This window comes from Verrucosispora sp. WMMA2044 (genome assembly GCF_027497155.1).
Classification (GTDB): domain Bacteria; phylum Actinomycetota; class Actinomycetes; order Mycobacteriales; family Micromonosporaceae; genus Micromonospora; species Micromonospora palythoicola.
Genome location: NZ_CP114913.1, coordinates 757,970 through 783,188 on the forward strand (window position 1 = coordinate 757,970; position 25,219 = coordinate 783,188).

At 72.1% G+C, this 25,219-nt stretch carries 25 protein-coding genes, 3 pseudogenes and 1 riboswitch; of the genes and pseudogenes, 20 read left to right on the forward strand and 8 right to left on the reverse strand.

The features are described from left to right. Position 1 precedes the first annotated feature (1 nt). The 11 genes and pseudogenes from O3597_RS03545 (at position 2) to O3597_RS03595 (ending at position 9,264) form a co-directional block, all read left to right on the forward strand. On the forward strand, positions 2 to 736 hold the full coding sequence (locus tag O3597_RS03545; RefSeq protein WP_164449414.1) for a 16S rRNA (uracil(1498)-N(3))-methyltransferase: 735 nt from the start codon (positions 2 to 4) through the stop codon (positions 734 to 736). Between the two features lie 45 nt (positions 737 to 781). After that, positions 782 to 1,141, forward strand: coding sequence for a histidine triad nucleotide-binding protein (locus O3597_RS03550; protein WP_164449415.1), 360 nt, complete (start codon positions 782 to 784; stop codon positions 1,139 to 1,141). Next, positions 1,138 to 2,526, forward strand: coding sequence for a serine hydrolase domain-containing protein (locus O3597_RS03555; protein WP_164449416.1), 1,389 nt, complete (start codon positions 1,138 to 1,140; stop codon positions 2,524 to 2,526). The genes O3597_RS03550 and O3597_RS03555 overlap by 4 nt, the downstream gene beginning before the upstream one ends. 182 nt (positions 2,527 to 2,708) lie before the next feature. After that, positions 2,709 to 3,404 (forward strand): annotated as a pseudogene (locus tag O3597_RS03560) (PhoH family protein); the annotation flags it as partial. 258 nt (positions 3,405 to 3,662) lie between these two features. Beyond that, positions 3,663 to 4,214, forward strand: a pseudogene (locus tag O3597_RS03565) (LAGLIDADG family homing endonuclease); the annotation flags it as partial. A 261-nt stretch (positions 4,215 to 4,475) separates the two neighbouring features. Continuing rightward, a pseudogene (locus O3597_RS03570) lies at positions 4,476 to 4,832 on the forward strand (PhoH family protein); the annotation flags it as partial. Positions 4,833 to 4,847: 15 nt separating this feature from the next. Next, the gene (gene ybeY, locus O3597_RS03575; RefSeq protein ID WP_203996152.1) at positions 4,848 to 5,321 is read left to right on the forward strand and encodes an rRNA maturation RNase YbeY; all 474 of its coding nucleotides are present in this window, start codon (positions 4,848 to 4,850) and stop codon (positions 5,319 to 5,321) included. Continuing rightward, positions 5,297 to 6,703: a hemolysin family protein gene (locus O3597_RS03580; protein ID WP_281604462.1), complete on the forward strand. Its 1,407-nt coding sequence runs from the start codon at positions 5,297 to 5,299 to the stop codon at positions 6,701 to 6,703. Before ybeY ends, O3597_RS03580 begins: the two co-directional genes overlap by 25 nt. Then, a complete protein-coding gene (locus tag O3597_RS03585; protein WP_164449420.1) occupies positions 6,696 to 7,073 on the forward strand; it encodes a cytidine deaminase in 378 nt (125 codons plus the stop codon). Before O3597_RS03580 ends, O3597_RS03585 begins: the two co-directional genes overlap by 8 nt. After that, on the forward strand, positions 7,070 to 7,966 hold the full coding sequence (gene era, locus O3597_RS03590; protein WP_164449421.1) for a GTPase Era: 897 nt from the start codon (positions 7,070 to 7,072) through the stop codon (positions 7,964 to 7,966). The genes O3597_RS03585 and era overlap by 4 nt, the downstream gene beginning before the upstream one ends. A 170-nt stretch (positions 7,967 to 8,136) precedes the next feature. After that, positions 8,137 to 9,264 carry an acyltransferase gene (locus tag O3597_RS03595; protein ID WP_281603242.1) on the forward strand — a complete coding sequence of 376 codons (1,128 nt, stop codon included), beginning with the start codon at positions 8,137 to 8,139 and terminating at the stop codon, positions 9,262 to 9,264. On the opposite strand, the gene O3597_RS03600 is transcribed toward O3597_RS03595, so the two are convergent. After that, a complete protein-coding gene (locus O3597_RS03600) occupies positions 9,251 to 10,114 on the reverse strand; it encodes a DUF4097 family beta strand repeat-containing protein (RefSeq protein ID WP_281603243.1) in 864 nt (287 codons plus the stop codon). The genes O3597_RS03595 and O3597_RS03600 overlap by 14 nt on opposite strands. 126 nt (positions 10,115 to 10,240) lie before the next feature. Here O3597_RS03600 and recO point away from each other — a divergent pair, with 126 nt between their 5' ends. The 3 genes from recO to O3597_RS03615 all read left to right on the forward strand — a co-directional run bounded on the left by recO (position 10,241) and on the right by O3597_RS03615 (position 12,233). Beyond that, a complete protein-coding gene (gene recO / locus O3597_RS03605; protein WP_281603244.1) occupies positions 10,241 to 11,125 on the forward strand; it encodes a DNA repair protein RecO in 885 nt (294 codons plus the stop codon). A gap of 32 nt (positions 11,126 to 11,157) precedes the next feature. Then, complete coding sequence (locus O3597_RS03610) at positions 11,158 to 11,934, forward strand: isoprenyl transferase (RefSeq protein ID WP_281604463.1); 777 nt, start codon at positions 11,158 to 11,160, stop codon at positions 11,932 to 11,934. A gap of 113 nt (positions 11,935 to 12,047) precedes the next feature. Then, complete coding sequence (locus O3597_RS03615) at positions 12,048 to 12,233, forward strand: hypothetical protein (protein ID WP_164449425.1); 186 nt, start codon at positions 12,048 to 12,050, stop codon at positions 12,231 to 12,233. A gap of 100 nt (positions 12,234 to 12,333) precedes the next feature. Here the strand turns inward: O3597_RS03615 and gndA are convergent, their stop codons facing one another. Further along, the gene (gene gndA, locus O3597_RS03620; protein ID WP_281603245.1) at positions 12,334 to 13,779 is read right to left on the reverse strand and encodes an NADP-dependent phosphogluconate dehydrogenase; all 1,446 of its coding nucleotides are present in this window, start codon (positions 13,777 to 13,779) and stop codon (positions 12,334 to 12,336) included. Between the two features lie 398 nt (positions 13,780 to 14,177). On the opposite strand from gndA, the gene O3597_RS03625 reads away from it, so the two are divergent. Continuing rightward, the gene (locus O3597_RS03625) at positions 14,178 to 14,405 is read left to right on the forward strand and encodes a hypothetical protein (RefSeq protein WP_164449427.1); all 228 of its coding nucleotides are present in this window, start codon (positions 14,178 to 14,180) and stop codon (positions 14,403 to 14,405) included. A gap of 173 nt (positions 14,406 to 14,578) precedes the next feature. Here the strand turns inward: O3597_RS03625 and O3597_RS03630 are convergent, their stop codons facing one another. The 3 genes from O3597_RS03630 to O3597_RS03640 all read right to left on the reverse strand — a co-directional run bounded on the left by O3597_RS03630 (position 14,579) and on the right by O3597_RS03640 (position 17,509). After that, positions 14,579 to 15,379 (reverse strand): energy-coupling factor transporter transmembrane component T, encoded by an 801-nt coding sequence (locus O3597_RS03630; protein WP_216592932.1) that lies wholly within the window; start codon positions 15,377 to 15,379, stop codon positions 14,579 to 14,581. Next, complete coding sequence (locus O3597_RS03635; protein WP_281603246.1) at positions 15,376 to 16,851, reverse strand: ABC transporter ATP-binding protein; 1,476 nt, start codon at positions 16,849 to 16,851, stop codon at positions 15,376 to 15,378. Before O3597_RS03635 ends, O3597_RS03630 begins: the two co-directional genes overlap by 4 nt. Before the next feature lie 67 nt (positions 16,852 to 16,918). Continuing rightward, on the reverse strand, positions 16,919 to 17,509 hold the full coding sequence (locus O3597_RS03640) for an ECF transporter S component (protein ID WP_281603247.1): 591 nt from the start codon (positions 17,507 to 17,509) through the stop codon (positions 16,919 to 16,921). Between the two features lie 72 nt (positions 17,510 to 17,581). Further along, positions 17,582 to 17,687, reverse strand: a riboswitch (TPP riboswitch). A gap of 332 nt (positions 17,688 to 18,019) precedes the next feature. On the opposite strand from O3597_RS03640, the gene O3597_RS03645 reads away from it, so the two are divergent. From O3597_RS03645 to O3597_RS03665, 5 genes are all read left to right on the forward strand, one after another. Next, a complete protein-coding gene (locus O3597_RS03645) occupies positions 18,020 to 18,961 on the forward strand; it encodes a permease (protein ID WP_281604464.1) in 942 nt (313 codons plus the stop codon). Next, positions 18,958 to 19,827 carry a TIGR03943 family protein gene (locus O3597_RS03650; protein WP_281603248.1) on the forward strand — a complete coding sequence of 290 codons (870 nt, stop codon included), beginning with the start codon at positions 18,958 to 18,960 and terminating at the stop codon, positions 19,825 to 19,827. The genes O3597_RS03645 and O3597_RS03650 overlap by 4 nt, the downstream gene beginning before the upstream one ends. A gap of 110 nt (positions 19,828 to 19,937) precedes the next feature. Further along, a complete protein-coding gene (locus O3597_RS03655) occupies positions 19,938 to 20,768 on the forward strand; it encodes an alpha/beta fold hydrolase (protein ID WP_281603249.1) in 831 nt (276 codons plus the stop codon). A gap of 109 nt (positions 20,769 to 20,877) precedes the next feature. After that, positions 20,878 to 21,378, forward strand: coding sequence for a DUF6328 family protein (locus tag O3597_RS03660; protein ID WP_164449433.1), 501 nt, complete (start codon positions 20,878 to 20,880; stop codon positions 21,376 to 21,378). A gap of 213 nt (positions 21,379 to 21,591) precedes the next feature. After that, complete coding sequence (locus O3597_RS03665) at positions 21,592 to 23,508, forward strand: acyl-CoA dehydrogenase family protein (protein ID WP_281604465.1); 1,917 nt, start codon at positions 21,592 to 21,594, stop codon at positions 23,506 to 23,508. Between the two features lie 92 nt (positions 23,509 to 23,600). Here O3597_RS03665 and O3597_RS03670 read toward each other — a convergent pair whose 3' ends face one another. From O3597_RS03670 to O3597_RS03680, 3 genes are all read right to left on the reverse strand, one after another. Further along, on the reverse strand, positions 23,601 to 24,212 hold the full coding sequence (locus O3597_RS03670; protein WP_281603250.1) for a hypothetical protein: 612 nt from the start codon (positions 24,210 to 24,212) through the stop codon (positions 23,601 to 23,603). A 200-nt stretch (positions 24,213 to 24,412) separates the two neighbouring features. Further along, positions 24,413 to 24,811, reverse strand: a complete 399-nt coding sequence (locus O3597_RS03675) for a transcriptional repressor (protein ID WP_164449435.1) — start codon at positions 24,809 to 24,811, stop codon at positions 24,413 to 24,415. Positions 24,812 to 24,887: 76 nt separating this feature from the next. After that, positions 24,888 to 25,187, reverse strand: a complete 300-nt coding sequence (locus O3597_RS03680) for a metalloregulator ArsR/SmtB family transcription factor (RefSeq protein WP_093407467.1) — start codon at positions 25,185 to 25,187, stop codon at positions 24,888 to 24,890. Between the last annotated feature and the right edge of the window lie 32 nt (positions 25,188 to 25,219).

Genomic DNA, 25,219 nt, shown 5'->3' on the forward strand with positions numbered 1-25,219 from the left:
CGTGTCCGCCCCGCTGTTCCTGGTCGAGTCGCTGCCCACCGCCGCCTCGCTGGTGCTCGACGGCCCGGAGGGCCACCACGCCGCCACCGTGCAACGGCTGCGCGTCGGCGAGCAGGTGCTGCTCGGCGACGGCCGGGGCGGCACGGCCACCGCCGTGGTCACCGCCGTCGGCCGGGGCACCCTCGACCTCGACGTCACCGACCGGGGGTACGTCGACGCGGCGAACCCCCGGCTGGTGGTGGTCCAGGGCATCGCCAAGGGCGACCGGGGTGAGCTGGCCGTGCAGGCGATGACCGAGGCGGGCGTGGACGAGATAGTCCCCTGGGCGGCGGGCCGCTCGGTGGTGCAGTGGCGCGGCGACCGGGGCGTACGGGCCCGGGACAGGTGGCTCGCCACCACCCGGGAGGCGACGAAGCAAGCCCGGCGGGCGTGGCTGCCGGTGGTGGCGGGCGCGCCGGACGAGAGCACCGCGTCGGTGACGCGCCGGATCGCCGGGGCGGCGGCCGGGTACGTGCTGCACGAGGAGGCGACCGACCGACTCACCACCGTCGAGCTGCCCGACCACGGCGAGATCGTGCTGGTGGTGGGCCCGGAGGGCGGCATCACCCCGACCGAGCTGTCGGCCTTCCAGGAAGCCGGTGCCCGCCCGGTGCGGCTCGGCCCGGCGGTGCTGCGCACCTCCACCGCGGGCGTGGCCGCCCTGGCGGTCCTCGCCACCCGCCTGCTCCGTTGGTGAGCGGCGCACCGACGGCGCCGAGGATTTCTTCCTTACACTGCCCGGATGGGAAGCGACTGCCTGTTCTGCCGCATCGTCGCCGGTGAGATTCCGGCCACCGTCGTCCGCGAGACGCCCACCACGCTCGCCTTCCGCGACATCGACCCGAAGGCACCGGTGCACGTGCTCGTCGTGCCGAAGGAGCACTACGCGGACGTGGCCACCCTCGGCCAGGGTGACCCGGCGCTGGCCGGCGAGGTGCTGGCCACGGCCGCCGCGGTGGCCGAGGACGAGGGCCTGCTCGGCGACGGTTTCCGGCTGATGTTCAACACCGGGGCGTACGGCGGTCAGGAGGTCTTCCACGTGCACGCGCACGTGCTCGGCGGCGCCCCACTCGGCCCGATGCTGGCCCGGAGCCTCGGATGACCTCCGCCGCCGGCGACACCTCCGCCGCCGGTCGGCTGGAGCGGATGGTGCGGCAGGTCCAGGCGCAGGCCCGGGTGCCGGCGGTCTCGGCGGCCGTGCACCGCGCCGACCGGCCGCTGTGGACATGCACCGCCGGCGGCACCGGAAACGACACGGCGCTGGACGAGCAGACCCGGTTCCGGATCGGCTCGGTGACCAAGACCTTCACCGCCGTGCTGGTCATGCAGTGCCGCGACGACGGGCTGCTCGACCTCGACGACCCGCTGCGGCGGCACCTCGACCTGCCGGCGCACGGCGAGTTGACCGTGCGCCGGCTGCTGTCGCACACCGCCGGCCTGCAACGGGAACCGTACGGCGACGTCTGGGACACGCTGCGCGCACCGGACGCCGACCAACTGATCACCGAGCTGGCCCGGGCCGAGCGGGTGCTGCCGACCGGACGCCGTTACCACTACTCGAACCTCGGCATGGCGCTGCTCGGCCACCTGGTCGGACAGCTACGCGGCGGCAGCTGGGCGGAGGTGCTGACCGAGCGGGTGCTGACCCCGCTCGGGCTCACCGCCACCACGGCCGCTCCGGGGCCACGCGCCGCGACCGGGTTCCTGGTCGACGCGTACTCCGACGAGGCGCATCCGGAGCCGCCCACCGACTTCGGCGCGGTGGGTCCGGCCGCGCAGCTGTGGAGCACGGCAACCGACATGGCCCGCTGGGCCGCCTTCCTGGCCGACCCGGCGGCGTTGGACGCGGCGGGTCGGGTGCTCGCTCCCGCCACGCTCGACGAGATGCGCTGGCCGGTGACGGTCACCGACGAGGCGGTGTGGGCCGGCGGGTTCGGTCTCGGCCTGATCCTGGTGCCGCAGGGGGAGCGGGTGGTGCACGTCGGGCACGACGGGGCGATGCCCGGCTTCCTCGCCGGAGCGTACGGCCGCCGGGGCGGCGAGGGCACGCCCGGGGCGTTCGGCGCCGCCGTGCTGGGCTCCTCCGGCACCGCCGTCGAGCTGCTGGAGCTGCCGCACCGGCTGCTCGCCGCCGCGGTCGAGCACGATCCGGCCGACATCGACCCGTGGCGTCCGGGTGATCCGGCACCGCCCGACGTGCGCGGGCTGCTCGGCCGCTGGTGGGGCGAGGGCTTCGAGTACGTCTTCTCGTGGCACGAAGGGGCCCTGCGGGCCCGTGGTGCCGGTGACCCGCCGGGGAAGCCGCCAGCGGTGTTCGCCCCGGTGCCGGACCAGCCGGACGTGCTGCGTACCGTCTCCGGCCGGGAGAACGGCGAGCTGCTCCGGCTCACCCGGGACGCGGCTGGTGTGGTGGTCCGGATGCACTGGGCAACCTACCGGTTCACCCGCCGCCAGGAGACCTTCGACGGTTTCGACTTCCGCGGCTGACCGGGCGGTTCGCCGGGGTGTAATGCCCTGTTTCACCCGTTCCGCCGGGGCGTCGAAGCGGTGGAAATGGGCAGCGTGTCCGCGCCGTTGACCCGATACGATGGTGGCAACGTCCGCACGCCGTGCCAGGGGCCCGGCATCGAGATCGAGAGCAGGTGGCGCAGGGCCCGCGGGCCCGACCTATGACCGGCACCCCACCTCCCGGCCCGCCCCGGGAGCAGACCAGGATCACGGTCCCCGACTCGAAGATCATGGTCAACCTGCTCGGCGCGGGTGACGAGATCCTGCGACTGGTCGAGCGCTCGGTGAACAGTGACGTGCACGTGCGTGGCAACGAGATCACCATCACCGGCGCTCCCGCCGACAACGCCCTCGCCGAGCGGCTCTTCAGTGAGCTGCTCGAACTCATCGAGAAAGGCGAGACCCTGACCACCGATGCCGTCCGGCGTACCGTCGGCATGCTCGAACAGGGTGGCACGGAGCGGCCCGCCGAGGTCCTGACCCTCAACATCCTGTCCCGGCGGGGGCGCACCATCCGCCCCAAGACGCTGGGGCAGAAGCGCTACGTCGACGCGATCGACGGGCACACCATCGTCTTCGGCATCGGCCCGGCGGGTACCGGCAAGACCTACCTCGCCATGGCCAAGGCGGTGCAGTCGTTGCAGGCCAAGCAGATCAACCGGATCATCCTGACCCGGCCGGCGGTCGAAGCGGGGGAGCGACTCGGGTTCCTGCCCGGCACGCTCAACGAGAAGATCGACCCCTACCTGCGCCCGCTCTACGACGCCCTGCACGACATGCTCGACCCGGAGACCATCCCGAAGCTGATGGCCGCCGGCACGATCGAGGTCGCCCCCCTGGCGTACATGAGGGGTCGGGCGCAGCCGTACGACGCCCGCGTGCTGACGCCGGAGGGCTTCAAGCGGTTCGGCTCCCTACAGGTCGGTGACCTGGTGATCGGCTCGAACGGCATGCCGACCCCGGTGATCGGGATCTACCCGCAGGGGCCCAAGCAGGTCTACCGGGTGACCACGCAGGACGGGGCCTCCACCCTGTGCTGCGGTGAGCACCTCTGGACGGTCGCCACGCCCGAGGACAAGCGGCGCGGTCGGCGACGCACGCTGGAGACCCAGGAGATGATCGGGCAGGAGCGGCGGGGTCACCTCCGCCGTTACGAACTGCCGGTGGTGGCTCCGGTCCAGCTGGAACCGCAGGACGTTCCGCTCGATCCGTACGTCCTCGGTCTGCTGCTCGGTGACGGGTCGATCTCGTGCCGGGCGACGCCGGGCTTCACCACGGCGGACCCTGAGCTCGCCCGGGCGATCGAGGACAACCTCGTCGACATCGAGCTGCACCGCAAGAGCGAATACGACTACGTACTCCGGCACACCAAGGGTCACCGAGGCGGGGTGATCGTCGCGAACCCGGTGACTGTCGCGCTCCGCGAGCTGGGTCTGGCCGGAACGAAGTCGGGCACCAAGTTCGTGCCGTCCGTATACCTCCAGAACAGCGTCGATGTCCGACTGGCCGTCCTGCAAGGGCTGCTGGACACCGACGGCGGGCCGGTCGTCCAGGCGGGACGTACCTGCCGGGTGCAGTACTCGACCACCTCTCCCCGGCTGCGTGACGACGTCGTCCACCTGGTTCAGTCACTCGGTGGCGTGGCGACGTGGCGCATTCGAGTGGCCGAGGGCCGCAAGCCTGGCCTGGCCAACGGTCGACCGGTCGGCTACCGGTCGGACGCATATGTCGTGGAGATCCGCTTGCCGGAGGGCGTAGCGCCGTTCCGGCTCTCTCGTAAGCGCCAGCGGTACGAGGAGTGCGGCGGCGGCCGGCCGATGCGTTTCATCGACTCGATCGTCCCCGCCGGTGTCCAGGAGACGATGTGCATCCAGGTGGCGGCGGAGGACTCGCTGTATGTCACCGATGACTTCCTGGTCACGCACAACACGCTCAATGACGCGTTCATCATTCTCGACGAGGCGCAGAACACCACGCCCGAGCAGATGAAGATGTTCCTCACCCGGCTCGGCTTCGGCTCCAAGATCGTGGTGACCGGCGACGTCACCCAGGTCGACCTGCCCGGCGGGACGACAAGCGGGCTGCGGGTCGTCCGGGACATCCTGGCCGGGGTCGAGGACGTGCACTTCGCGCAGTTGTCCAGCGCCGACGTGGTACGTCACCGGTTGGTCGGCGAGATCGTCGACGCGTACGCGCGGTGGGACGCCGAGAACCAGCAGGCACAGGGCGTGCACGCGGTGGCCGGGCGGAGCGCCCAGGGCAACCGCGGCGGCCGGCGCCGCTAGACCGAGGGAAGACAGTTGTCCATCGAGATCGCCAACGAGTCCGGTGCCGAGGTCGACACCGACGCGGTGCTCGCCGTCGCCCGGCACGCGCTCGACGAGATGGGGGTCAACCCGCTCGCCGAGCTGTCCGTGTTGCTTGTCGACGTCGACTACATGACCGAGCTGAACCATCGCTGGATGGGCGGCGACGGTCCGACCGACGTGCTGGCCTTCCCCATGGACGAGGGCAGCGTCGACCACGGGCCGGGTGAGAGCGCCGCCGCCGGTGGTGAGCCGGCGCTGCTCGGCGACATCGTGCTCTGCCCGGAGGTGGCCGCGAAGCAGGCCGCGACCGCCGGGCACCGCACTGCCGACGAGTTGCACCTGCTCACCGTGCACGGTGTGCTGCACCTGCTCGGCTACGACCACGCGGAACCGGAGGAGGAGCGGGAGATGTTCGGGCTCCAGGCCCGGTTGTTGGCGAGCTGGCGGTCGGCCCGCTCCCGGTGATGGACACTGTGCTGGCCGCGTCCGCCACCGGCCTACCCGACCTGCAACTGCTCGTGTTCGCTGCCGGGCTGGTGGTGCTCGCCGGCCTGATCGCGATGACCGAGGCCGCCCTGGCCGCGGTCTCACCGGCCCGGGCGGCCGAGCTGGCCCGCGAGGGGATCCGGGGTGCGCGCACCCTCCAGACGGTCGCCGGTGACGTGGTCCGGCACCTCAATCTGCTGCTGTTGCTCCGGCTGCTCGCCGAACTGACCGCCACCACGCTCGTGGCGCTGGTGGCGGTGGACACCTTCGGTGCGGGCTGGCGGGCGGCACTGGTCACCGCCGGGGCGATGACCGTGGTCAGCTTCGTCGTGGTCGGCGTCGGTCCGCGCACCCTCGGCCGGCAGCACGCGTACGCGGTGGGCCGCTCGGCGGCACCGTTGGTGCGCTGGCTGGGCCGGGTGCTCAACCCGCTGGCGTCCCTGCTGATCCTGATCGGTAACGCGGTCACCCCGGGCCGGGGCTTCCGGGAGGGACCGTTCGCCACCCAGGTCGAGCTGCGGGAGCTGGTCGACCTGGCCGAGCAGCGGGGCGTGGTGGAGCACGGTGAGCGGCAGATGATCCATTCGGTCTTCGCCCTCGGTGACACCATCGCCCGCGAGGTCATGGTGCCGCGTACCGAGATGGTGTGGATCGAGTCGGGCAAGAATCTGTCCCAGGCGCTCGCGCTGTTCCTGCGCTCCGGCTTCTCCCGGATTCCGGTGATCGGCGAGAGCGTCGACGACGTGCTCGGCATCCTCTACCTCAAGGACCTGATCCGGCGTACCCAGGGCGGGGCCGCCGAGGACCATCAGCTGCCGGTGGCCGAGCTGATGCGGCCGGCGACCTTCGTGCCGGAGTCCAAGCCCGTCGACGACCTGCTGTCGGAGATGCAGGCCGCCCGCAACCACCTGGTCATCGTGGTCGACGAGTACGGCGGCACCGGCGGCCTGGTCACCATCGAGGACATCCTCGAGGAGATCGTCGGGGAGATCACCGACGAGTACGACGTCGAGCGCCCGCCGGTCGAGCAGTTGCCCGACGGTGCGGTGCGGGTCACCGCCCGGCTGCCGGTCGAGGATCTCGGCGAGCTGTTCGACACCGAGCTGCCGCACGACGAGGTGGAAACCGTGGGTGGGCTGCTCGCCCAGGCCCTGGGGCGGGTGCCGATTCCGGGGGCGCAGGTCGAGGTGGCCGGTCTGCGACTGGTCGCCGAGGGCACCACCGGTCGCCGTAACCGGATCGACACCGTGCTGGTGCGCCGGGTGGAGCCGACCGACACGCAGAACGATCCGGGCGGGACGCCGACCGCGTCCCGTGCCGACACCGACCGATCCGAGGAGAGGCAGCCCGCCGATGCCTGAGTCACCCGCCGTACCAGCCGTCCGGTCAAGTGACACCGAACTGAGCGCCGAGGACGGCAAGCTGGTCGTCCTCGCCCGGGGGGCCCGAGGACGGGTGGGCGCGGTGGAGGGCGCCGCGGTCCGGGACCAGGACGGCCGGACGTACGCGGCGGCCAGCGTGTCGCTGCCCTCGCTGACCATCACCGCGCTGCAACTGGCGGTCGCCTCGGCGGCTGCGGCGGGTGCCACCCGGCTGGAGGCCGCGGTGGTGGTGACCGAGGCGTCCACGCTGGACGGTGCCGGCTACGCGGCGGTGCGTGACCTGGCCGCCGACGCCCCGGTGCACCTGGCCGGGCCGGACGGCACGGTGCTCGGCACGGTGACCGAGTGAGCGAACGGGGCGAACGCTCCTATCGGGCGGGTTTCGCGTGTTTCGTCGGCCGGCCGAACGCCGGCAAGTCCACGTTGACCAACGCCATCGTCGGGCAGAAGATCGCGATCACGTCGAACAAGCCGCAGACCACCCGGCACGTGATCCGGGCGGTGCTGCACCGGCCCGATTCGCAGCTCGTGCTGGTCGACACCCCGGGGCTGCACCGTCCCCGCACATTGCTGGGCGAGCGGCTCAACGATCTGGTGCGGCAGACCTGGAGCGAGGTCGACGTGATCGGCCTCTGCATCCCGGCCGATGAACCGATCGGTCGGGGGGACCGGTTCATCACCGGCGAGTTGGCGGAGCTGAAGGCGACCGTGCTGGCGGTGGTCACCAAGACCGACCTGGTCGATCGCAAGCGGCTGGCCGAGCAGTTGCTGGCCGTCAGTGAGCTGGGGGATTTCGCGGAGGTCGTGCCGGTCAGCGCGGTGTCCGGGCACCAGGTGGACACCCTGGTGGAGGTGATGACCCGCTATCTGCCCGAGTCGCCGCAGCTGTACCCGGACGACATGCTCACCGACGATCCGGAGCAGGTGCTGGTGGCGGAGTTGATCCGGGAGGCCGCGCTGGAGGGCGTCCGGGACGAGTTGCCGCACTCGATCGCCGTGGTGGTGGAGGAGATGCTTCCGGAGGGTCGGCTGACGAAGATCTACGCCGACCTGTACGTGGAGCGGCCGAGTCAGAAGGCGATCGTCATCGGGCATCGGGGTGCGCGGCTCAAGGGGGTCGGCACCGCCGCGCGACGGCAGATCGAGGAGCTCCTGGGTACGAAGGTCTACCTCGATCTGCACGTACGCGTGGCCAAGGATTGGCAGCGTGACCCGAAGCAGTTGCGCAAGCTCGGGTTCTGAGCCGATCCGGCGGTACCGCGGAATCGGGCGAACGGCCTTGGATCGTGTGATCGGCATCGGTCAGGCATATGTGGATTTTCACGATCCCGGTGGGTCTCTGGCTGTTTCGTCGGCGGGCGACGGAGGGTAGGTAGCAACCGCCTCCGCGCCCCCGACACAGATGCAGGCTGATGCGAAACAGATACCTGGACCTGCTGCGCGCTCTGGCCATCGTGCGGGTGGTCGTCTACCACGTCACCGGCTGGGGATCGCTGACGCTGGTGTTCCCGGCGATGTCGGTGATGTTCGCGCTCGCCGGTTCGTTGATGGCCGCGTCCCTTGTGGGGTCCGGACCGGCGGCGGTCGGCCGGCGACTGCGACGGTTGCTGCCGTCGCTGTGGGTGGTCGCGGTGATCTTCGTGCCGGCGATGCTGCTCACCGGGCTGCCGCTCACCCCGGCGGTGCTGCTGTGGTTGTTCCCGGTGGCCGACCCGCCGGCGAACTACTGGGGCGCGCTGGCGCTGAGCCCGATCTGGTACCTGCGTGACTACCTGTGGTTCGTGCTCGCCTCCCCGGTCGCGCTGTGGCTGTTCCGCCGGTTCCCGTTACCCACCCTGCTCGCCCCGTACTGCCTGCTGCTGGTCATCGAGCTGGGCATCTATCAGAACCCGCCGGTCGTGCTGCGCCATTTCGGGCTCTACTTCGGGGCGTGGCTGCTGGGTTTCGCCCACCAGAGCGGGATGCTGCGCCGCCTGAGCGCCTGGATTCTGGTGCCGACCGCGCTGACGCTGGCGGCGGTGGGTGGCGCGTGGATCCTGACCCACCAGGGTCCGCGCGGCTACGACCTCAACGACATCCCGCTCGGCAACGCGCTCTGGTCGGCCGCGTTCATTCTGGTGGCCATGGGCCGGGCACCGGCGACCGCCGCCTGGGTGGACCGAAGCGCACTGATCGGCCGGGCGGTCACCGTGCTGAACCGGCGGGCGTTGACGGTCTACCTGTGGCACATGGCGTTCGTGGTCGCACTCACCCCGCTGGTCGACGTGGTGGGCTGGTCGCATCAGGATCTGCTGGGCCTGGCGGTCCGGGTGGCCCTGGTCTTCCTGCTGGTGGGCCTGGTGACGGCGCTCGTGGGCTGGGTCGAGGACGTCGCGGCGAGGCGTCGGCCGGAGCTGCTTCCCGGTGGCCGTCGCCCGGCGTCGCGCCCCGTCCGCCGGCACGCGGAGTCCCGCGCCGGGGAGGATCACGAGCCGAGCGCCGGGCCGGCGGCACCGGTCCCGCGACAGCGGGGCCGGGACGGGGACGTCATCGCACGGTGACGGTGATGTTGCCGCTGCCGGTGCGCAGGTCGAGCACCGATGCGGCGGACGGGTCGTGCGTCACACCCAGGTCGGTCCGGCCGGAGCCGACCCTCGATCGGACCTGGTACCCGCCCTTCGGCACGGCCAGCTCGACGTTGCCGCTCGACGCGTGCGCCCGCACGGAGGCGGGCTTGTCCAGTTCGAGGGTGACGTTGCCGGACTTGGCCTCCGCGTCCACGCTGCCGCCGAGCCGGCTTGCCGTCACATTTCCGGAGGAGGCCCGCATCACGACGGGGGCGCTCACGTCGTACACCTCGACGTTGCCCGAGCCGGTCTCCACCCGTACCGCGTCGGTCGCCGCGGCCACCCGCACGTCGCCGGAGCCGACCTTGAGATCCACCTGGCCGACCCGGCTCAGGTCGACGTTTCCGGAGCCGGTCTCACCTCGTACGCTCACCCCCTCGCCGACCGTCACCTCGTAGGAGACGCTGCACCGGGGGCCGCAGGAGGCGTCCAGCACCAGCTCGGCGCCCCTGATCTCGTACGTCGCGTCCGGCTGGGCACCCTGGTAGCGCACCACGCGCTTGACGCGTGCCCCGTCCACCCCGCCTTCGGCCCGGACCACCACGTCGCCGGCACCGGGCAGCACCTGGATCGCGGTGATCGGGGCGGACTCGGTGGTGTCGAAGTCCAGCCGTCGGTACGACAGATTGTCGCACCCGACCAGGACGATGAGGGCAGTGGTCGCGGCGACCGCGACGGCGCTCCGGCGTCCGGTGCGCCCGCGCCGCGCGGTGGATCGCCGCGTCGCGGTGGGCCGATCGGCGGCGGTGGGTCTGGAGACGGCGCTGGTCCGGTGCGAAGCCATGCCGAGCACGCTACGACCGGTGTGACCGGCCGCGCATCCGGGTTCGCCGGCGCGGCGACCCGGAGCGGACCCTGAATTCCGACCCGGGGTCGGACCTGACTTCCGGCCGGAGGGGAGAATGGCGCGATGGCCGGGTACCGCCGACAGCTCTACCGCGACGACGCGGTGGTGCTGCGTGTGCAGAAGCTCGGCGAGTCCGACCGGATCATCACCCTGCTCACCCGGCGGCACGGCCGGCTCCGCGCGGTCGCCCGCGGGGTGCGCCGGACCACGTCGAAGTTCGGCGCCCGGCTGGAGCCCTTCGGGCACGTCGACCTGCAACTGGCCGGTGACCCCAAGGGGGAGCTGGGCAGTTCGCTGCACACCGTCAGCCAGGTCGAGGGGATCGACCTGTACGGCAAACGGTTCCTGGGCGACTATCCCCGCTACACCGCGGCCAGCGCGATCGCCGAGACCGCCGAGCGCCTCACCCCGGTCGAGCGGGAACCGTCGTTGCGCCTGTTCCAGCTCACCCTGGGCGCGCTGCGCGCCCTCGCCGACGGCGAGCACGCCACCACGCTGGTGCTCGACGCGTACCTGCTGCGCGGGATGGCGCTGGCGGGCTGGGCACCGGCGTTGACCGCCTGTGCGGTCTGCGGCACCCCCGGCCGGCACCGGGCGTTCTCGGTGCCGGCCGGGGGAGCGGTCTGCCCGGACTGCCGACCACCGGGAGCCGCCCATCCGGCCCCGGCCACCATCGACCTGATGTCGGCGCTCACCGTCGGTGACTGGCGGATCGCCGATGCCACCGAGAACGGGGTACGCCGGGAGTGCAGCGGCCTGGTCGCGGCGCACCTGCAGTGGCACCTGGAACGCGCGCTACGCTCGCTGCCGCTGGTGGACCGGGGTGGGCTGCCGGCGGCACCCGGCGCGCGGCGACCGACCGGCGACGTCGACACGGTCGCCCCCGCCGGTGCACTGCTGCCGCCCGACCGGGCGTCACAGGACGTGAGCAGGGAGAAGACCGAGTGATCCGATCGTCGAGGGCCGGGCGGCGCGAGCCGGTGCCGCCGACACCGCACCCGTCGGGAGCCCGACCGCCGGCGCTGCCAGCCGAGGCGGTGCCCCGCCACGTCGCCGTGGTGATGGACGGCAACGGTCGGTGGGCCAAGGAGCGCGGCCTGCCCCGCACCAAGGGCCACGAGGCGGGGGAGTTCTCCCTCTTCGACACCGTCGAGGGCGCCATCGAGCTGGGTGTTCCGTACCTGTCGGCGTACGCCTTCTCGACGGAGAACTGGCGCCGTTCGCCGGATGAGGTGCGGTTCCTGATGGGCTTCAACCGGGACGTCATCCGCCGCCGCCGGGATCAACTGGTCGACCTCGGGGTGCGGGTGGTGTGGTCCGGTCGGGCCGGACGGCTGTGGAAGAGCGTCATCAGCGAGTTGCAGACCGCCGAGGAGATGTCGCGCGGCAACTCGACGCTGACCCTGCAGTTCTGCGTGAACTACGGCGGGCAGGCGGAGATCGCCGACGCGGCCGCCGCGATCGCCCGGGACGTGGCCGCCGGCCGGCTCGATCCGGCCAAGGTCACCGAGAAGACGGTCGGGCGGTACCTCTACCACCCCGAGGTGCCCGAGGTGGACCTGTTCCTGCGACCCTCCGGCGAGCAGCGGACCTCGAACTTCCTGCTCTGGCAGAGCGCCTACGCCGAGTTGATCTTCCTGGACACGCTCTGGCCCGACTTCGACCGCCGTCACCTGTGGTACGCCTGCGAGCTGTACGCCCAGCGTGACCGCCGGTTCGGCGGCGCGCTGCCCAATCCCGTGGCCCCGGCCACCTGAGGTCCGTGGCGCCGACCACTTCAGCGGCGGGTGGTTCCGGCCACCCGGGCGCATAGCGGGCGGCCACGCTGGGTATGACCGCTGGCAGCAGCCACTGACGGAGGTGAACCCATATGATCCGCAAGCGCATCGGGCAGTGGGCGGTGATGGCCATCGCGGTACCGGTCGCCGCCGCCGGAGCCCGGAAACTGAGCCACACGCTGGAGTCTCGACGTGGCCCCAACCGGGCCACCCGACTGCTCAACAAGGGCGCCGACCTGATCCGCCCCAAGCAGGCCAAGCGCCGCCGCTTCTTCTGACGCGACCGGCGCGACCGGTAGCCCCGTGATACGGCATCTCGCGGTATCCCTCGACGGGATACCGCGAGATGCGGTGTATCGGGAGGTGCCGGCGTCGAGGTCAGGCCTCGACCTCGGCGCGGTCGGGGGTGGCCCACAGGGTGTGGAACGAGCCGTCCCGGTCGACCCGGCGGTAGGTGTGCGCGCCGAAGTTGTCGCGCAGCCCCTGGATCAGGGCGGCCGGCAGCCGGTCCGCCCGCAGCGCGTCGAAGTACGCGAGCGACGAGGCGAACGCGGGCGCCGGCACACCCGCCCGGGCGGCCTCGGCCACCACCCGTCGCCAGCTCGGCACACCGTCGCGCACGGTGTCGGCGAACCATGGTGCCACCAGCAGGGTCGGCAGCTCCGGCTGCTCGTCGTACGCCTGCCTGATCCGGTCCAGGAAGCGGGCCCGGATGATGCAACCACCACGCCAGATCGTCGCCGTGCCACCCAGGTCGATGCCCCAGTCGTACTCGGCGCTGCCGGCGCGGATCTGGTCGAAGCCCTGGGCGTACGCGACGATCTTCGAGGCCAGCAGCGCCCGGCGTACGTCCTCGATGAACGCCTCGCGGTCGCTGACCTGCCACTTCTCGCCGGCCTCGGGGAAGGCCCGCTGCGCGGCCTCGCGCTGACCGACGTGTCCGGACAGCGACCGGGCGAAGGTGGCCTCGGCGATGCCGGTGATCGGAATGCCCAGATCGAGGGCGATCTGGACGGTCCAGCGGCCGGTGCCCTTCTGCTCGGCCCGATCCTGTACCACGTCCACGAACGCCTGCCCGGTGGCGGCGTCGGTGTGCGCCAGCACGTCGGCGGTGATCTCGATCAGGAACGACTCCAGCTCACCGGAGTTCCACTCCCGGAAGATCTGCGCGATCTCCGCCGGCTCCGCCCCCAAGCCGGCCCGCAGCAGGTCGTACGCCTCGGCGATGAGCTGCATGTCGGCGTACTCGATGCCGTTGTGGACCATCTTGACGAAGTGCCCGGCGCCGTCCGGCCCGACGTGCTGGCAGCAGGGTACGCCCTCGACCTGCGCGGCGATCTTCTCGAAGATCGGGCCGAGTTTGCGGTACGACTCGGCCGAACCGCCCGGCATGATGCTCGGCCCCCACAGCGCGCCCTCCTCGCCACCGGAGACACCGGTGCCGACGAAGTGCAGGCCATGCGCCCGCAGCGCCTCCTCGCGGCGGCGGGTGTCGGCGAAGTGCGCGTTGCCGCAGTCGATGATGATGTCGCCCGCCTCCAGCAACGGCACCAACTCGTCGATCACCGCGTCGGTGGGACCACCCGCCTTGACCATGATGATCACCGCGCGGGGCCGCTCCAGCGCGGCGACGAAGTCCGCCAGGGACTCCGTCGGCACGAAGGTGCCCTCGTCGCCGTGCTCCGCCACCAGCGACCGGGTCCGTTCCGGCGAGCGGTTGTGCAACGCCACGGTGAACCCGTTGCGGGCCAGGTTGCGGGCCAGGTTGCGGCCCATCACCGCCAGCCCGGTCACACCGATCTGCGCCGTAGCCCGATCCGCCATCCTCGTCGCCACCTTCCGCCGTCTGCCTGTAGTGCTGCGACGGTATCGCGGCCCCCGGACGCCGTGCGCCGTCCCCCCACCGCTGGTCATCAGGTGGTCGCGTAGCGCACCACGACCCCCGCGTGCAGCGGTGGCGTTAATTCGGCTGCGCTCACCTCGCCTGGGCGATAACGTGCGGGCATGCGCTACTGACGCCCTCTTTCCCGAGCCGGGTTCGCCGCTGTCGTGCCGCGACCCGTGCGCTCCCGGGCGTCCGCGTGTGTCCATCCGCCATCGGCGATGGCGTCCTTCGTGGCCGGTCCCGGGCAGCAGTCCGAACCGTCCCCGACCGCCCAGGTGGCGGTCCTCATGTGGTCGGCCGACCGCCCGCGGGTCGCCGGCCGAGCGAGGAGGCACAGATGCCCGCCAAGCGCAGCTCCCGGAAATCCCGTCCCGACCGCCAATCGGCGGAACTCGCCGCCGTCACGCCGGCGAACCTGGACGACGTCGCGATCACGCCGGTGCCCACCCTGCCGACCGGGCGGCCCGCCGCCCCCAAGGCGGGGCCACCGGCCACCGGTACCTCCGGTGTCGGACGCGGCCAGCGGACCGGCCAGGTCCGCCGCTACGCCTTCCGGCGTAGCTGACGGGCCGGCGCGGGGGCCGGGTGCGCGTCGCTGAGCGCACCCGGCCGGTCGCCCTCCCGCGTCGCGGCGGTTCAGGTCGGCCGGCGGCAGGTCGCCGTCGGGAACGGACAGTCGAACGCCGGGGTACGTCGGTGCCGGCGGCGCGTCGATCGGGTCGGGGCGGCGGTGGCGCGTCAGCCGATCAGCGGGCGGAAGGTGCCGAGCAGCACGCTCACGGCCAGTGCGGCCCCGGCGGTCGCCGTCGCGCCGGCGACCAGCAGCCAGTCGGCCGCGACGAACCGCTGGCGGCGGGCGAAGGTGCGCGGCACGCCGCTGTCGAAGCCCCGGGCGTCCATCGCCACGGCGAGCCGGGTACCCCGCCGGATCGCCCCGACCAGCAGCGTGAACGCCGTCGAGACGAACAGCCGCAGCCGGGCCACCGGGTTGCGGCCCGCCTCGACTCCGCGCGCCCGGCGCGCGACAGTGATCATCTGCCATTCCTGACCGAGCAGCGGCACCAACCGGAACGCCGCCAGCGCCCCGATGGCGAACCGGGCCGGCACCCTGGCGTTCTGCACAAGTGCGTCGGCCAGGTCGGTCGGGTCGGTGGTGGCGAAGACGATCACGCCGGGCAGTGCCACCGCGAACAGCCGCAGCACCAGACCGAGTGCGGTGACCAGCACCCCCGAGGTCACCACGATCGGCCCCGCGTCGAGCAGTACTTGGCCCGACCGGTCGGCGGCGAAGAGCACGAGCGTGACCAGGATGCCGCCGGCGGCGGCCAGCAGTGGCCAGGCACGTCGGGCCAGCAGCCCGGGGTGCACCCCGAACAGCGGCAGCACCGCCAGCTCCACGGCGATCGCGATGGCCGGGGTGACCGGGTCCAGCGTGGTCATCAGCGGAAACGCGAAGAGCATCGCCGCCGCCAGCTTGGCCACCGGATTGCGCCGGGCCAGCGGCGCGCCCGGCCGGGCGATCGGCTCCAGGGTGATCATCGCGGCACCGGGTCGGCGTCGGGTGGCGTGAGGGTCAGCGTGCGGTCGGCCAGCGCGGCCACGAACTCGGCGTCGTGGGTGACGGCGACCAGGCCGTGGCCGGCGTCGCGCAGGTCGGCGAGGAGTTCCACGAGTTCCCGCCAGGTGCGCCGGTCCTGGCCGAAGGTGGGTTCGTCGCAGATCAGCAGGCGGGGCGCGGTGGCCAGGGCGGTCGCCACACTCAGCCGCCGCGCCTCGCCGCCGGAGAGGGTGTACGGGTTGGCGGCGGCGAGTCGGTCCAGCCGTAACCGATCCAGCAACTGCGCCACCCGGTCGTGGACCGTCGATCCGGGCACCCCGGTCCGCCTCGGCCCCAGGGCCAGTTCGTCGAAGACCGTGCCGGTGACGAACTGGTGCTCGGGATTCTGGAACACCGAGCCGATCCGGCGGGTCAGCGCCGTTGCCCGCCACCGGTGCGGTGCGGTCCGCGCGTCGGCTCCGGCCAGTTCCGCGCTCGCCGTCAGTCGCCCGGTGCCCGGTCGGAGGAGCCCGCCGAGCAGCAGCGCCAGGGTGGACTTCCCGGCACCATTGCGACCGAGCACGGCGAGCGCCTCACCGGCGCGTACGGTCAGGTTGGTGGGGGACAGCCGGGGCGGCTGGCCGAGTCGTTCGGCGGTGAGCAGCACCTCGCCGCCCGGACCGGCGGCCCGGCGCGGTGGGATCGTGCGGCCGGGTACCCAGACCCCCTCGGCGGCGAGGGCGTCGCCGTGCGCGGCGAAGACCGCCTCCGGCGGGCCGTCGGCGCGGATCCCGCCGCCGGGTTCGAGCACCACCACCCGGTCGACCAGGGGCAGCGCCTCGGCGACCCGGTGTTCGACCAGGATCAGGGTGGTGTCGGCGTCCACCGCCCGGGGGAGCGCGGCGCGGACCAGGGCGGCACCGGTCGGGTCGAGGTTGGCGGTGGGTTCGTCCAGCAGCAGCAGACCGGGACGCAGCGCCAGCACACCGGCCAGGGCGAGGCGCTGCTGTTCGCCGCCGGACAGCGCCGCGGTGGGCCGGTCCCGGTGGTACGGGAAGCCGACCCGGCGCAGTGCCTCGTCGACCCGGTGCCAGATCTGTCCGGTCGGCACGCCCCGGTTCTCCAGCCCGAACGCCACGTCGTCACCGCTGCGGGCCATGACCAGCTGGGACTGCGGATCCTGGAAGACGATGCCGACCCCGTCGCGGGCCTCGGAGGCCGGCCGGCCGTCGATCTCGATGGTGCCCTCGTGCTCCCCGGAGTCCTCGGGCAGCAGCCCGGCCAACGCCGCCAGCAACGTGCTCTTACCTGCGCCGGACGCCCCCAGCAGCAGCACCTTCTCCCCGCACTCCACCCGCAGATCCACCCCGCGCACCGCCCAGCCACGCCGTCCGGCATGCCGCCACCCGAACCCCCGCACCCGAACCCCCGCACCCACCCCGCTCTCCCTCCTTCCCCGCTTCTCGTTGATCATGAGGTTGCCGGTTGATCTGGAGATCGAAAATGCCGCTGACCTCATGGTCAACGCGATGGGTCGGGGGTCAGATGAGGGTGCGTTCGCGGGCGGCGGGGAAGCGGTCGAGGACGCCGGTGCGGGTGAGGGCGCGGGTGAGGGCGAGGGCGCCGGCACCGGCGATCACGGTGGCGCTGACGATGGTGAGCGCGGCGTAGGGCAGGCGGTAGGTGGCGATGTCGCGTTCGGCGTTCCAGTAGACGAAGTCGAAGATCGCCGCGCTCAGGCCGGTCAGCGCGCCGGCCAGCAGGGCGGCCGGCAGCCGGTACGAGCGGTACCGGAAGGCGGCGAAGGCCAACTCGGCACCGAGACCCTGCATCAGCCCCTGCAACAGGACGATGGTGCCCCACTGGCTGCCCAGCAGGGCCGAGATGATCGCCGCCAGCAGCTCGCAGTACAGCGAGGCGCCGGGCTTGCGGATGACCAGGCCGCCGAGGACGGCCGGCACCAGCCAGACCCCGTAGATGAGCGTCTGTGCCGGCGGGAAGAAGCTGAAGGCGCCCTCGGTGGCGCTCCACACCACGCCCCAGGCCCAGAAGATGACGCCGAAGGCGACCGCGATGACCGACGCCACCACGATGTCGATGGTGCGCCAGCGGTTGCTGTCAGTTGTCTGCACGATGTTTGCTCCCAGTCCAGATGCGAACCAGGCAAGACGCACGCCCCGCCCGGCGGCGCCGGACGGTGGCGGGCTGGAGGTGGACCGAACTCCCTGCGCTGGCATTACCCAGATCAGGTACGGAGGGTCTGCGGGCGGATCCGCACTCTCAGCGCTGTGCGCTCCCCTGTCGGAGGTGTTGTCTGTCCCGCCGACGCTAACACCACGGAAGATCCACCGGCAATGTGATCCACCCAGGTCACGACGGGTGTTCGCGTTCGGCTGGTCCGGTCGGCCGGGGACGCGGGTGAGGCTGGCCAAATCTGTGACATCCATCGACGTCATCCGCGCCGGACGGTAATCTCAGTCCGCCGATCCGCCACGGCCGAAGGGTGACGGGTGACCACAGACACTGACCGGGCCGTCCCGGGCGAACCGGAGCCCCGATCCTCGGCCGGGGGCGTCGACACCGAAACCCGCCCACCGGAGCCTGCCGGCGACGAGCCGCCCCGGCGCTGGCTCGGCGACCGGATCGGCTCGGTGGAGATCCTGGCGGCGCTGCTGATCATCTTGATCATCTTTCGGGAGCCGATCGCCGCCGCCTTGGACGACCCCCGCATCCAGACCTGGACCACCGTCTTCGTCTCGATCATGGTGCAGGCGGTGCCGTTCCTGGCCTTCGGCGTACTGCTCTCTGCCGTGATCGCGGTCTTCGTACCCCGGTCCTTCTGGGCGAGGGCGTTGCCCCGGCACCCGGCACTGGCGGTGCCGGCGGCCAGCGCGGCCGGGGTGGTGCTGCCGGGCTGCGAGTGCGGCTCGGTGCCGATCGCCGGGTCGTTGATCCGGCGGGGTGTCACGCCGGCCGCCGCGCTGGCGTTCCTGCTCGCCGCCCCGGCGGTCAACCCGATCGTGCTCACCGCCACCGCGGTCGCCTTCCCGAACAATCCCGAGATGGTGCTCGCCCGGGGCGTCGCCAGCCTGATCGTCGCCATGATCATGGGTTGGCTCTGGTTGCGGCTCGGGCGTACCGAATGGATCAGGATGCCGCGTCGTCCGGAACTGGACGACGCGTCCCGGGGCCGGGCCTTCTGGGCCGCGGTCCGTCACGACGTGACGCACGCCGGTGGTTTCCTGGTGCTCGGCGCGATGGCGGCCGCCAGCATCAACGTGCTGGTGCCGGAGCGGTGGTTGCAGACCCTGGCCGACAACGCATGGTTGTCGGTCCTGGCGCTGGCGTTGCTCGCCGTGCTGCTCTCGCTCTGCTCGGAGGCCGACGCCTTCGTCGCGGCCTCGCTGTCCCAGTTCTCGCTCACGTCCCGACTGGTCTTCCTGGTGGTGGGGCCGATGGTCGATCTCAAGCTGATCTCGATGCAGGCCGGTGTGTTCGGTCGACGCTTCGCCTTCCGGTTCGCACCGACCACCTTCGTGGTGGCCCTGCTGGTCGCCGCCGGCGCCGGGGCGGTGCTGCTGTGAACCGGCAGGCGCAGGCGGTGATCCTGCTGCTGCTCGGCGGCGCGGTGATCCGGGCCAGCGTCACCGACCTCTACCTGCGCTACGTCAAGGAAGGGCTGCGCCCCTTCCTGATCGCCGCCGGTCTGCTGCTGGTCGCCGCCGCGATCATGACGCTCTGGTACGAACTGCGCCCCCCGGCCCCCCGCGCGCTGGCCCCGACCGGCGATCCCGGCGGCGCTCCCGCCGGTGGCGACGGTGCCGCTGACGACGGCAGCGTCCCGGTCGGCGGCAGTGTCCCGGCCGGCGGCAGTGTCGACGTCCCGGACGTCGGCCCTGGCGACCCGGCGAACGGACCCGACACCGGGCACGACGGGCACGGGCATGCCCATCACGAGCCTCGGGTCGGTTGGCTGTTGATCCTGCCCGTGCTCGGCCTGCTGCTGGTCGCCCCGCCGGCCCTCGGCTCGTACGCGGCGGGTCAGGCCGGCACCGCGCTGAGCAGCCAGCAGCAGTCGGACTACCCGCCGTTGCCCGAGGGTGACCCGGTGCAGGTCAGCGTCCTGGACTATGCCTCCCGGGCGCTGTTCGACCGGGGCACGTCGATCGGCGACCGGCGGGTGCAGCTCACCGGCTTCATCGCCACCGGCCCCGACGGCCAGCCGATCCTGGCCCGGATGGTGTTGTCCTGCTGCGCCGCCGACGGCCGCCCGGTCAAGCTCGGGTTGACCGGTGACGTACCGGCCGGGCTGCCCGACGACAGCTGGGTGGAGGTGATCGGCCGCTACAGCGACCGGCTCGGCCGGGACCCGGTCAACGACGCCGAGATCCCCTACCTGGAGGTCGAGTCCTGGCGGCAGGTGCCCGCCCCCAAGCGCCCGTACGACTGACCCGCGCGGCCGTGCTCGACGCCCTGCGGCGTCGGCCGTGTGCGGTGGCCGGCGCCGGTCGTCTGGCGCACCCGTCCGGCGCGGTGCAGGGCGCTCGGTAGGCTGCCGGCATGCGTATCGAGGCCCGGGGTCTGCGGTTCGACGTCGCCACCGGCGGTCCGGAGCAGGGCGAACCGGTGCTGCTGCTGCACGGTTTCCCGCAGCACTCGGGCGAGTGGGACGGGGTCCTGCCGACCCTGCACGACGCGGGTCTACGCAGTTACGCGCTCGACCAGCGGGGCTACTCGCCGCAGGCCCGGCCCGCCGAGGTCGAGGCGTACCGGCTGGGGGAACTTGTCGCCGACGCGGTGGCGGTGCTGGACGCCCTCGGGGTGCCCGCCGTGCACGTGGTCGGGCACGACTGGGGTGCGGTCGTCGCGTGGGCGCTGGCGGCCACCCATCCGGACCGGGTGCGCACGCTGACCGCGGTCTCCGTGCCGCATCCGGCCGCCATGGCTTACGCGCTGGCGAACGACCCGCAACAGAAGGCACGCTCGGCGTACATGCTGCTGTTCCGGCAGCCGGGGGTGGCCGAGAAGACGTTGTTGTCGCTCGGTGCGGTCGGGTTGCGCCGGCTGCTGCGCGGCGTCGGCGACGCGGAACGGGTGGCGGCGTACGCCGATCCGATGCGCGAGCCGGGCGCGTTGACCGCCGCCCTGAACTGGTACCGGGCGATGTCGAAGGCGGATCTGGCAGCGACCGGCCCGGTGTCGGTGCCCACCACGTTCGTCTGGAGCGACGGTGACGTGGCCATCGGACGGGTGGCCGCGCAGGCGTGCGCCGCGCACGTGACCGGGGAGTTCCGATTCGTCGAACTGGCCGGGGTCACCCACTGGATCCCGGACGAGGCACCGACGCCGTTGGCCGAGGCGATCCTGGCCCGGGTGCGCCCGGCGGTTTGAGTGGGCGGAGAGCGGGCACGGGGATCCTGAACGGGTTTCGGTTCGCACCCGGTGGGGCATCAGCGTGACCGCCGGCGGCGAGGGCCGGCGGAGCCCCCGGAGGTCCGCAGTGTCAAAGGAAACCGAGAAGCAGCGGTGGCAGCGCAACTTTGCCGACCTGTTGCAGGAATTGCGGGTCGCGCAGACCGGCGTGCAGATTCTGTTCGCCTTCCTGCTGACCCTGCCGTTCAGCGCCGGCTTCGACGACACCACCCAGTTCCAGCGGGACGTCTACATCGTCGCGCTGCTGGCCGCCGCCGGCGCCACCGCGATGATCATCTCTCCGGTGGCCTTCCACCGGGCGCTGTTTCGGCAGGGACGCAAGCCGGAACTGGTGCGCTTCGCCCACCGGATGGCCAGCGGGGGCCTCGCGTTCATGCTGATCGCGATGGTGAGTTCGGTGCTGTTGATCACCGACTTCGTGCTCGCTCGACCGATCGCCTTCGTGCTCAGTGCCGTCGCCGGCCTGTGGTTCCTGACCCTGTGGATGATCCTGCCGTTCGCCCGTCGCAACTGGGGTGAGGACGACATCGACGACGACGACGACCCGAGCGGCCTGAACCAGGGCTGAGCCGGCCACTGCTGCGGATATCCGTGGCTACCATTGGGTAACGAACACGGGTAGCCTGCTGAGCAGGCGGAACAGTCCGACTGTCCGGATCGAGCCCGGGGGTTTGCCGTGGCCATCGCCGAGAATCACCGTCCGTCAGCCACCGACAGCCGTAACGCCGACCCGTCGCCGCCGACCGCGCGCCGGGCGTCCACTCCGGACGCGGCGGGCCAGGTGTCCGAGAAGGAGGCGCGTCAGGTTGCCGAGGCGGCCCGGCAGACCACCTGGGACCGGCCCAGCTTCGGCAAGGAACTCTTCCTGGGGCGGCTGCGGCTCGACCTGATCGATCCGTGGCCGCGACCGGATCCGGACGAACAGGCCCGCGGCGAGGAGTTCCTCGGCCGGCTGCGGGACTACGTCGCCGCCGAGGTGGACGGCGCGGCGATCGAACGCGACGCGCGGATCCCCGACGAGGTGTTCCAGGGGCTGGCCCGGCTGGGTGCCTTCGGTATGAAGATCGGTCGGGAGTACGGCGGGCTGGGCCTGAGCAACCTGCACTACTGCCGGGCGTTGATGCTGGCCGGCTCGGTCAGCCCGGCGATCGGCGCGCTGCTGTCGGCGCACCAGTCGATCGGTGTGCCACAGCCGTTGAAGATGTTCGGCAGCGAGGAGCAGAAGCGTCGCTTCCTGCCCCGGCTGGCCGCCGGCGAGGTCTCCGCGTTCCTGCTCACCGAGCCGGACGTGGGCTCCGACCCGGCCCGCCTGGCGACCACCGCCGAACCGACGCCGGACGGCGCCGGCTACCGGATCAACGGCGTGAAACTGTGGGCCACGAACGGCACCGTGGCCACCCAGCTCGTGGTGATGGCCCGGGTGCCGAAGGCCGAGGGGCGTCGTGGCGGCATCACCGCCTTCGTGGTCGACGGTGACGCCGAGGGCATCACCGTCGAGCGGCGCAACGCCTTCCTCGGCCTGCGCGGACTGGAGAACAGCCTCACCCGCTTCCACGACGTCTTCGTACCGAAGGAGAACGTCATCGGTGGCGAGGGCAAGGGGTTACGGATCGCCCTGAGCACGCTGACCACGGGCCGGTTGTCGCTGCCGGCGATGTGCGTCGGTGCCGGCAAGTGGGCGTTGAACGTGGCCCGGGAGTGGTCGGCGGAGCGGGTCCAGTGGGGCCGGCCGGTGGGTGAGCACGAGGCGGTCGCCCAGAAGCTCTCCTTCATCGCCACGACCACGTACGGCATGGAGACCATGCTCGACCTCTGCTGCCTGCTCGCCGACGACGACCGCAACGACATCCGGATCGAGGCGGCGCTGGTCAAGCTGTACGCCAGCGAGATGGCGTGGCGGATCGCCGACGAGCTGGTCCAGATCCGCGGCGGCCGGGGATACGAGACGGCCGACTCGCTCACCGCCCGGGGCGAACGCCCGGCCGCGGTCGAGCAGATGCTGCGCGACCTGCGGATCAACCGGATCTTCGAAGGCTCCACGGAGATCATGCACCTGCTCATCGCGCGCGAGGCGGTGGACGCGCACCTGTCGGTTGCGGGCGACATCATCGATCCCGACGCCGGGCTCGCCCGTAAGGCGAAGGCCGGAGCCCGGGCGGGTGCGTTCTACGCGCGGTGGCTGCCGACCCTCGCGGTCGGCAAGGGGCAGCAGCCCAGCGGTTACGGCGAGTTCGGCCCGCTCGCCGGCCACCTGCGTCACGTGGAACGCGCCAGCCGGAAGCTGGCCCGGTCCACCTTCTACGCGATGTCCCGCTGGCAGGGAAAGATGGAGCGCAAGCAGGCGTTCCTCGGCCGGGTGGTGGACATCGGCGCGGAACTGTTCGCGATGAGCGCGGTCTGCGTACGCGCCCGCGCCGAGCGCGACACCCGGCCGGAGAACGTGGAACTGGCCGACCTGTTCTGCCGGCAGGCCAAGGTCCGGGTCGACGCCCTGTTCACCGCCCTGTGGGAGAACACCGACTCGATCGACGTGACGGCCGCCAAGCGCATCCTGGCCGGCCGCTACGCGGCGCTGGAGGACGGCGTCGTCACCCCACCCACCGACCTGCCCTGGGTGGCCCCCTGGACCCCCGGCCCCTCCACCGCCCCCTCCGACGCCCGCCGCCGCCTCCCCCCACCCCCCAACCCCACCCCCTAACAGAGGCGCCCGCCCTGTTGATCAAGTAGTTTTGGTCCGCATCCGCGAGATTCACGACCCAAACTTCTTGATCAACGGCGGAGGGGAGGCGGTCAGGGTTGGTGGGGGTCGCGGAGGCCGAGGCGGCGGAGTTCGAGGGCGGCCAGGGCGTTGACCGTGGTGTCGTCGCCGCGTCGCCACGCCTCGGCGACGTCGGGGGCGATCCGGGTTAGTTTGCGCAGCGGCTGGCCGGCCAGCGCGCGCAGGGCCAGCAGATCCCGGCCGGCGGGCGCGGCGGCCAGCGTCGCCGCCGACCCGGCCCGGCGCATCCAACGCACCCGCAGCGGCAGCCAGCCGAACACCACGAGTCCGAGCGGCACGATCAGCAGGCCGACGGCCAGCGCCAGCGCCAACTGGTCGACCAGTTCCTGCTGGTCGCGGCCGGCCTCGGCCAGCGAACGGGCGGCACCGGCCGCCCGCTCGAAGGGTGCGGTCAGCTCGTCGCCGACCAGCGGCACCCGGCCGACCTTGCCGCCGGCCTCGGCGAGATTGTCGGCGAGGCCGCCGCCCGCACCCTCCAGCTTCTGCCCGGGTACGGCAAGTCTCTGCACCAGGTCGTGCAGCCACAGTGCGCCCCGGATCGTCGCGTACACCCAGGCGACGACGAGCAGGTCGGTGAGCAGCTGTCGCAGCGCGGTCGGGAAACGATCAGCGTAGATCTTCACGCCGGACAGCCTGCCACGCGCCCCGCCCTCGGGCACCCCGAAAACCGCCCGGCAAAACTCGCCGATCTTGCAGTTGTGGTCGCCGATATGCCCGCTCTGGCAGCATCCGTCCCGACCAGAAGTGCAAGATCGGCGGGCGGCGGGCGGCGGGCGGCGGGCGGCGGGCGGCGGGCGGCGGACGGTGGGTGGGGTGGGGTTGGTTAGCGGGCGCAGGCGGGGCAGGTGCCGAAGATCTCCAGGGTGTGGCTGACGTCGGTGAAACCGTGCTGTGCGGCGACGCGATCGGCCCAGGCCTCCACGGTCGGGCCGGCGACCTCGACGGTACGCCCACAGGCTCGACAGACCAGGTGATGGTGGTGCCCCTCGCTGCACCGGCGGTACAGGTGCTCACCGCCCGGTGGGCGCATCACGTCGATCTCGCCCGCGTCGGCCAGCCCCTGCAACGTCCGGTAGACCGTGGTCAACCCGACCCGCTCGCCACGATCGCGCAGCATCGCGTGCAGCTCCTGGGCGCTGTGGAAGCCCTCCGTCTCGGCGAGCAGGGCACTCACCGCCGAACGCTGACGAGTGTTGCGAACCGCCGTACCACTGTCGCTCATGACGTCACTCCGCTCCGCTGCGTGCCGTCATGAGGCACACCCGCACTGAGCCTGATGATTCGCTCGCTACGCTCGCTCATGATCCCTCCCCGGCGTGGCTGACCGCGTCCGCCACGATGTGCGCGACGTGCTCGTCGACCAGGGTGTAGGCGATCTCCCGCCCCCGCCGGGAACCCCGGACCACGCCCGCCCCACGAAGCACCCGCAGGTGCTGGGAAACCAGCGGCTGAGCCACCCCGAGCTTGTCCACCAGCTCGTGCACGCAGCGCTCACCGCCGGCCAGCTCGCTGACGATCGCCAGCCGGATCGGTGCCGAGAGGGCCCGCAGCAACTCGCTGGCACCCTCGTACGCGTCATAGCCGGATCCGCTGGTCACCCTGCAACGGTAACCAATACCGGTGCACCGCT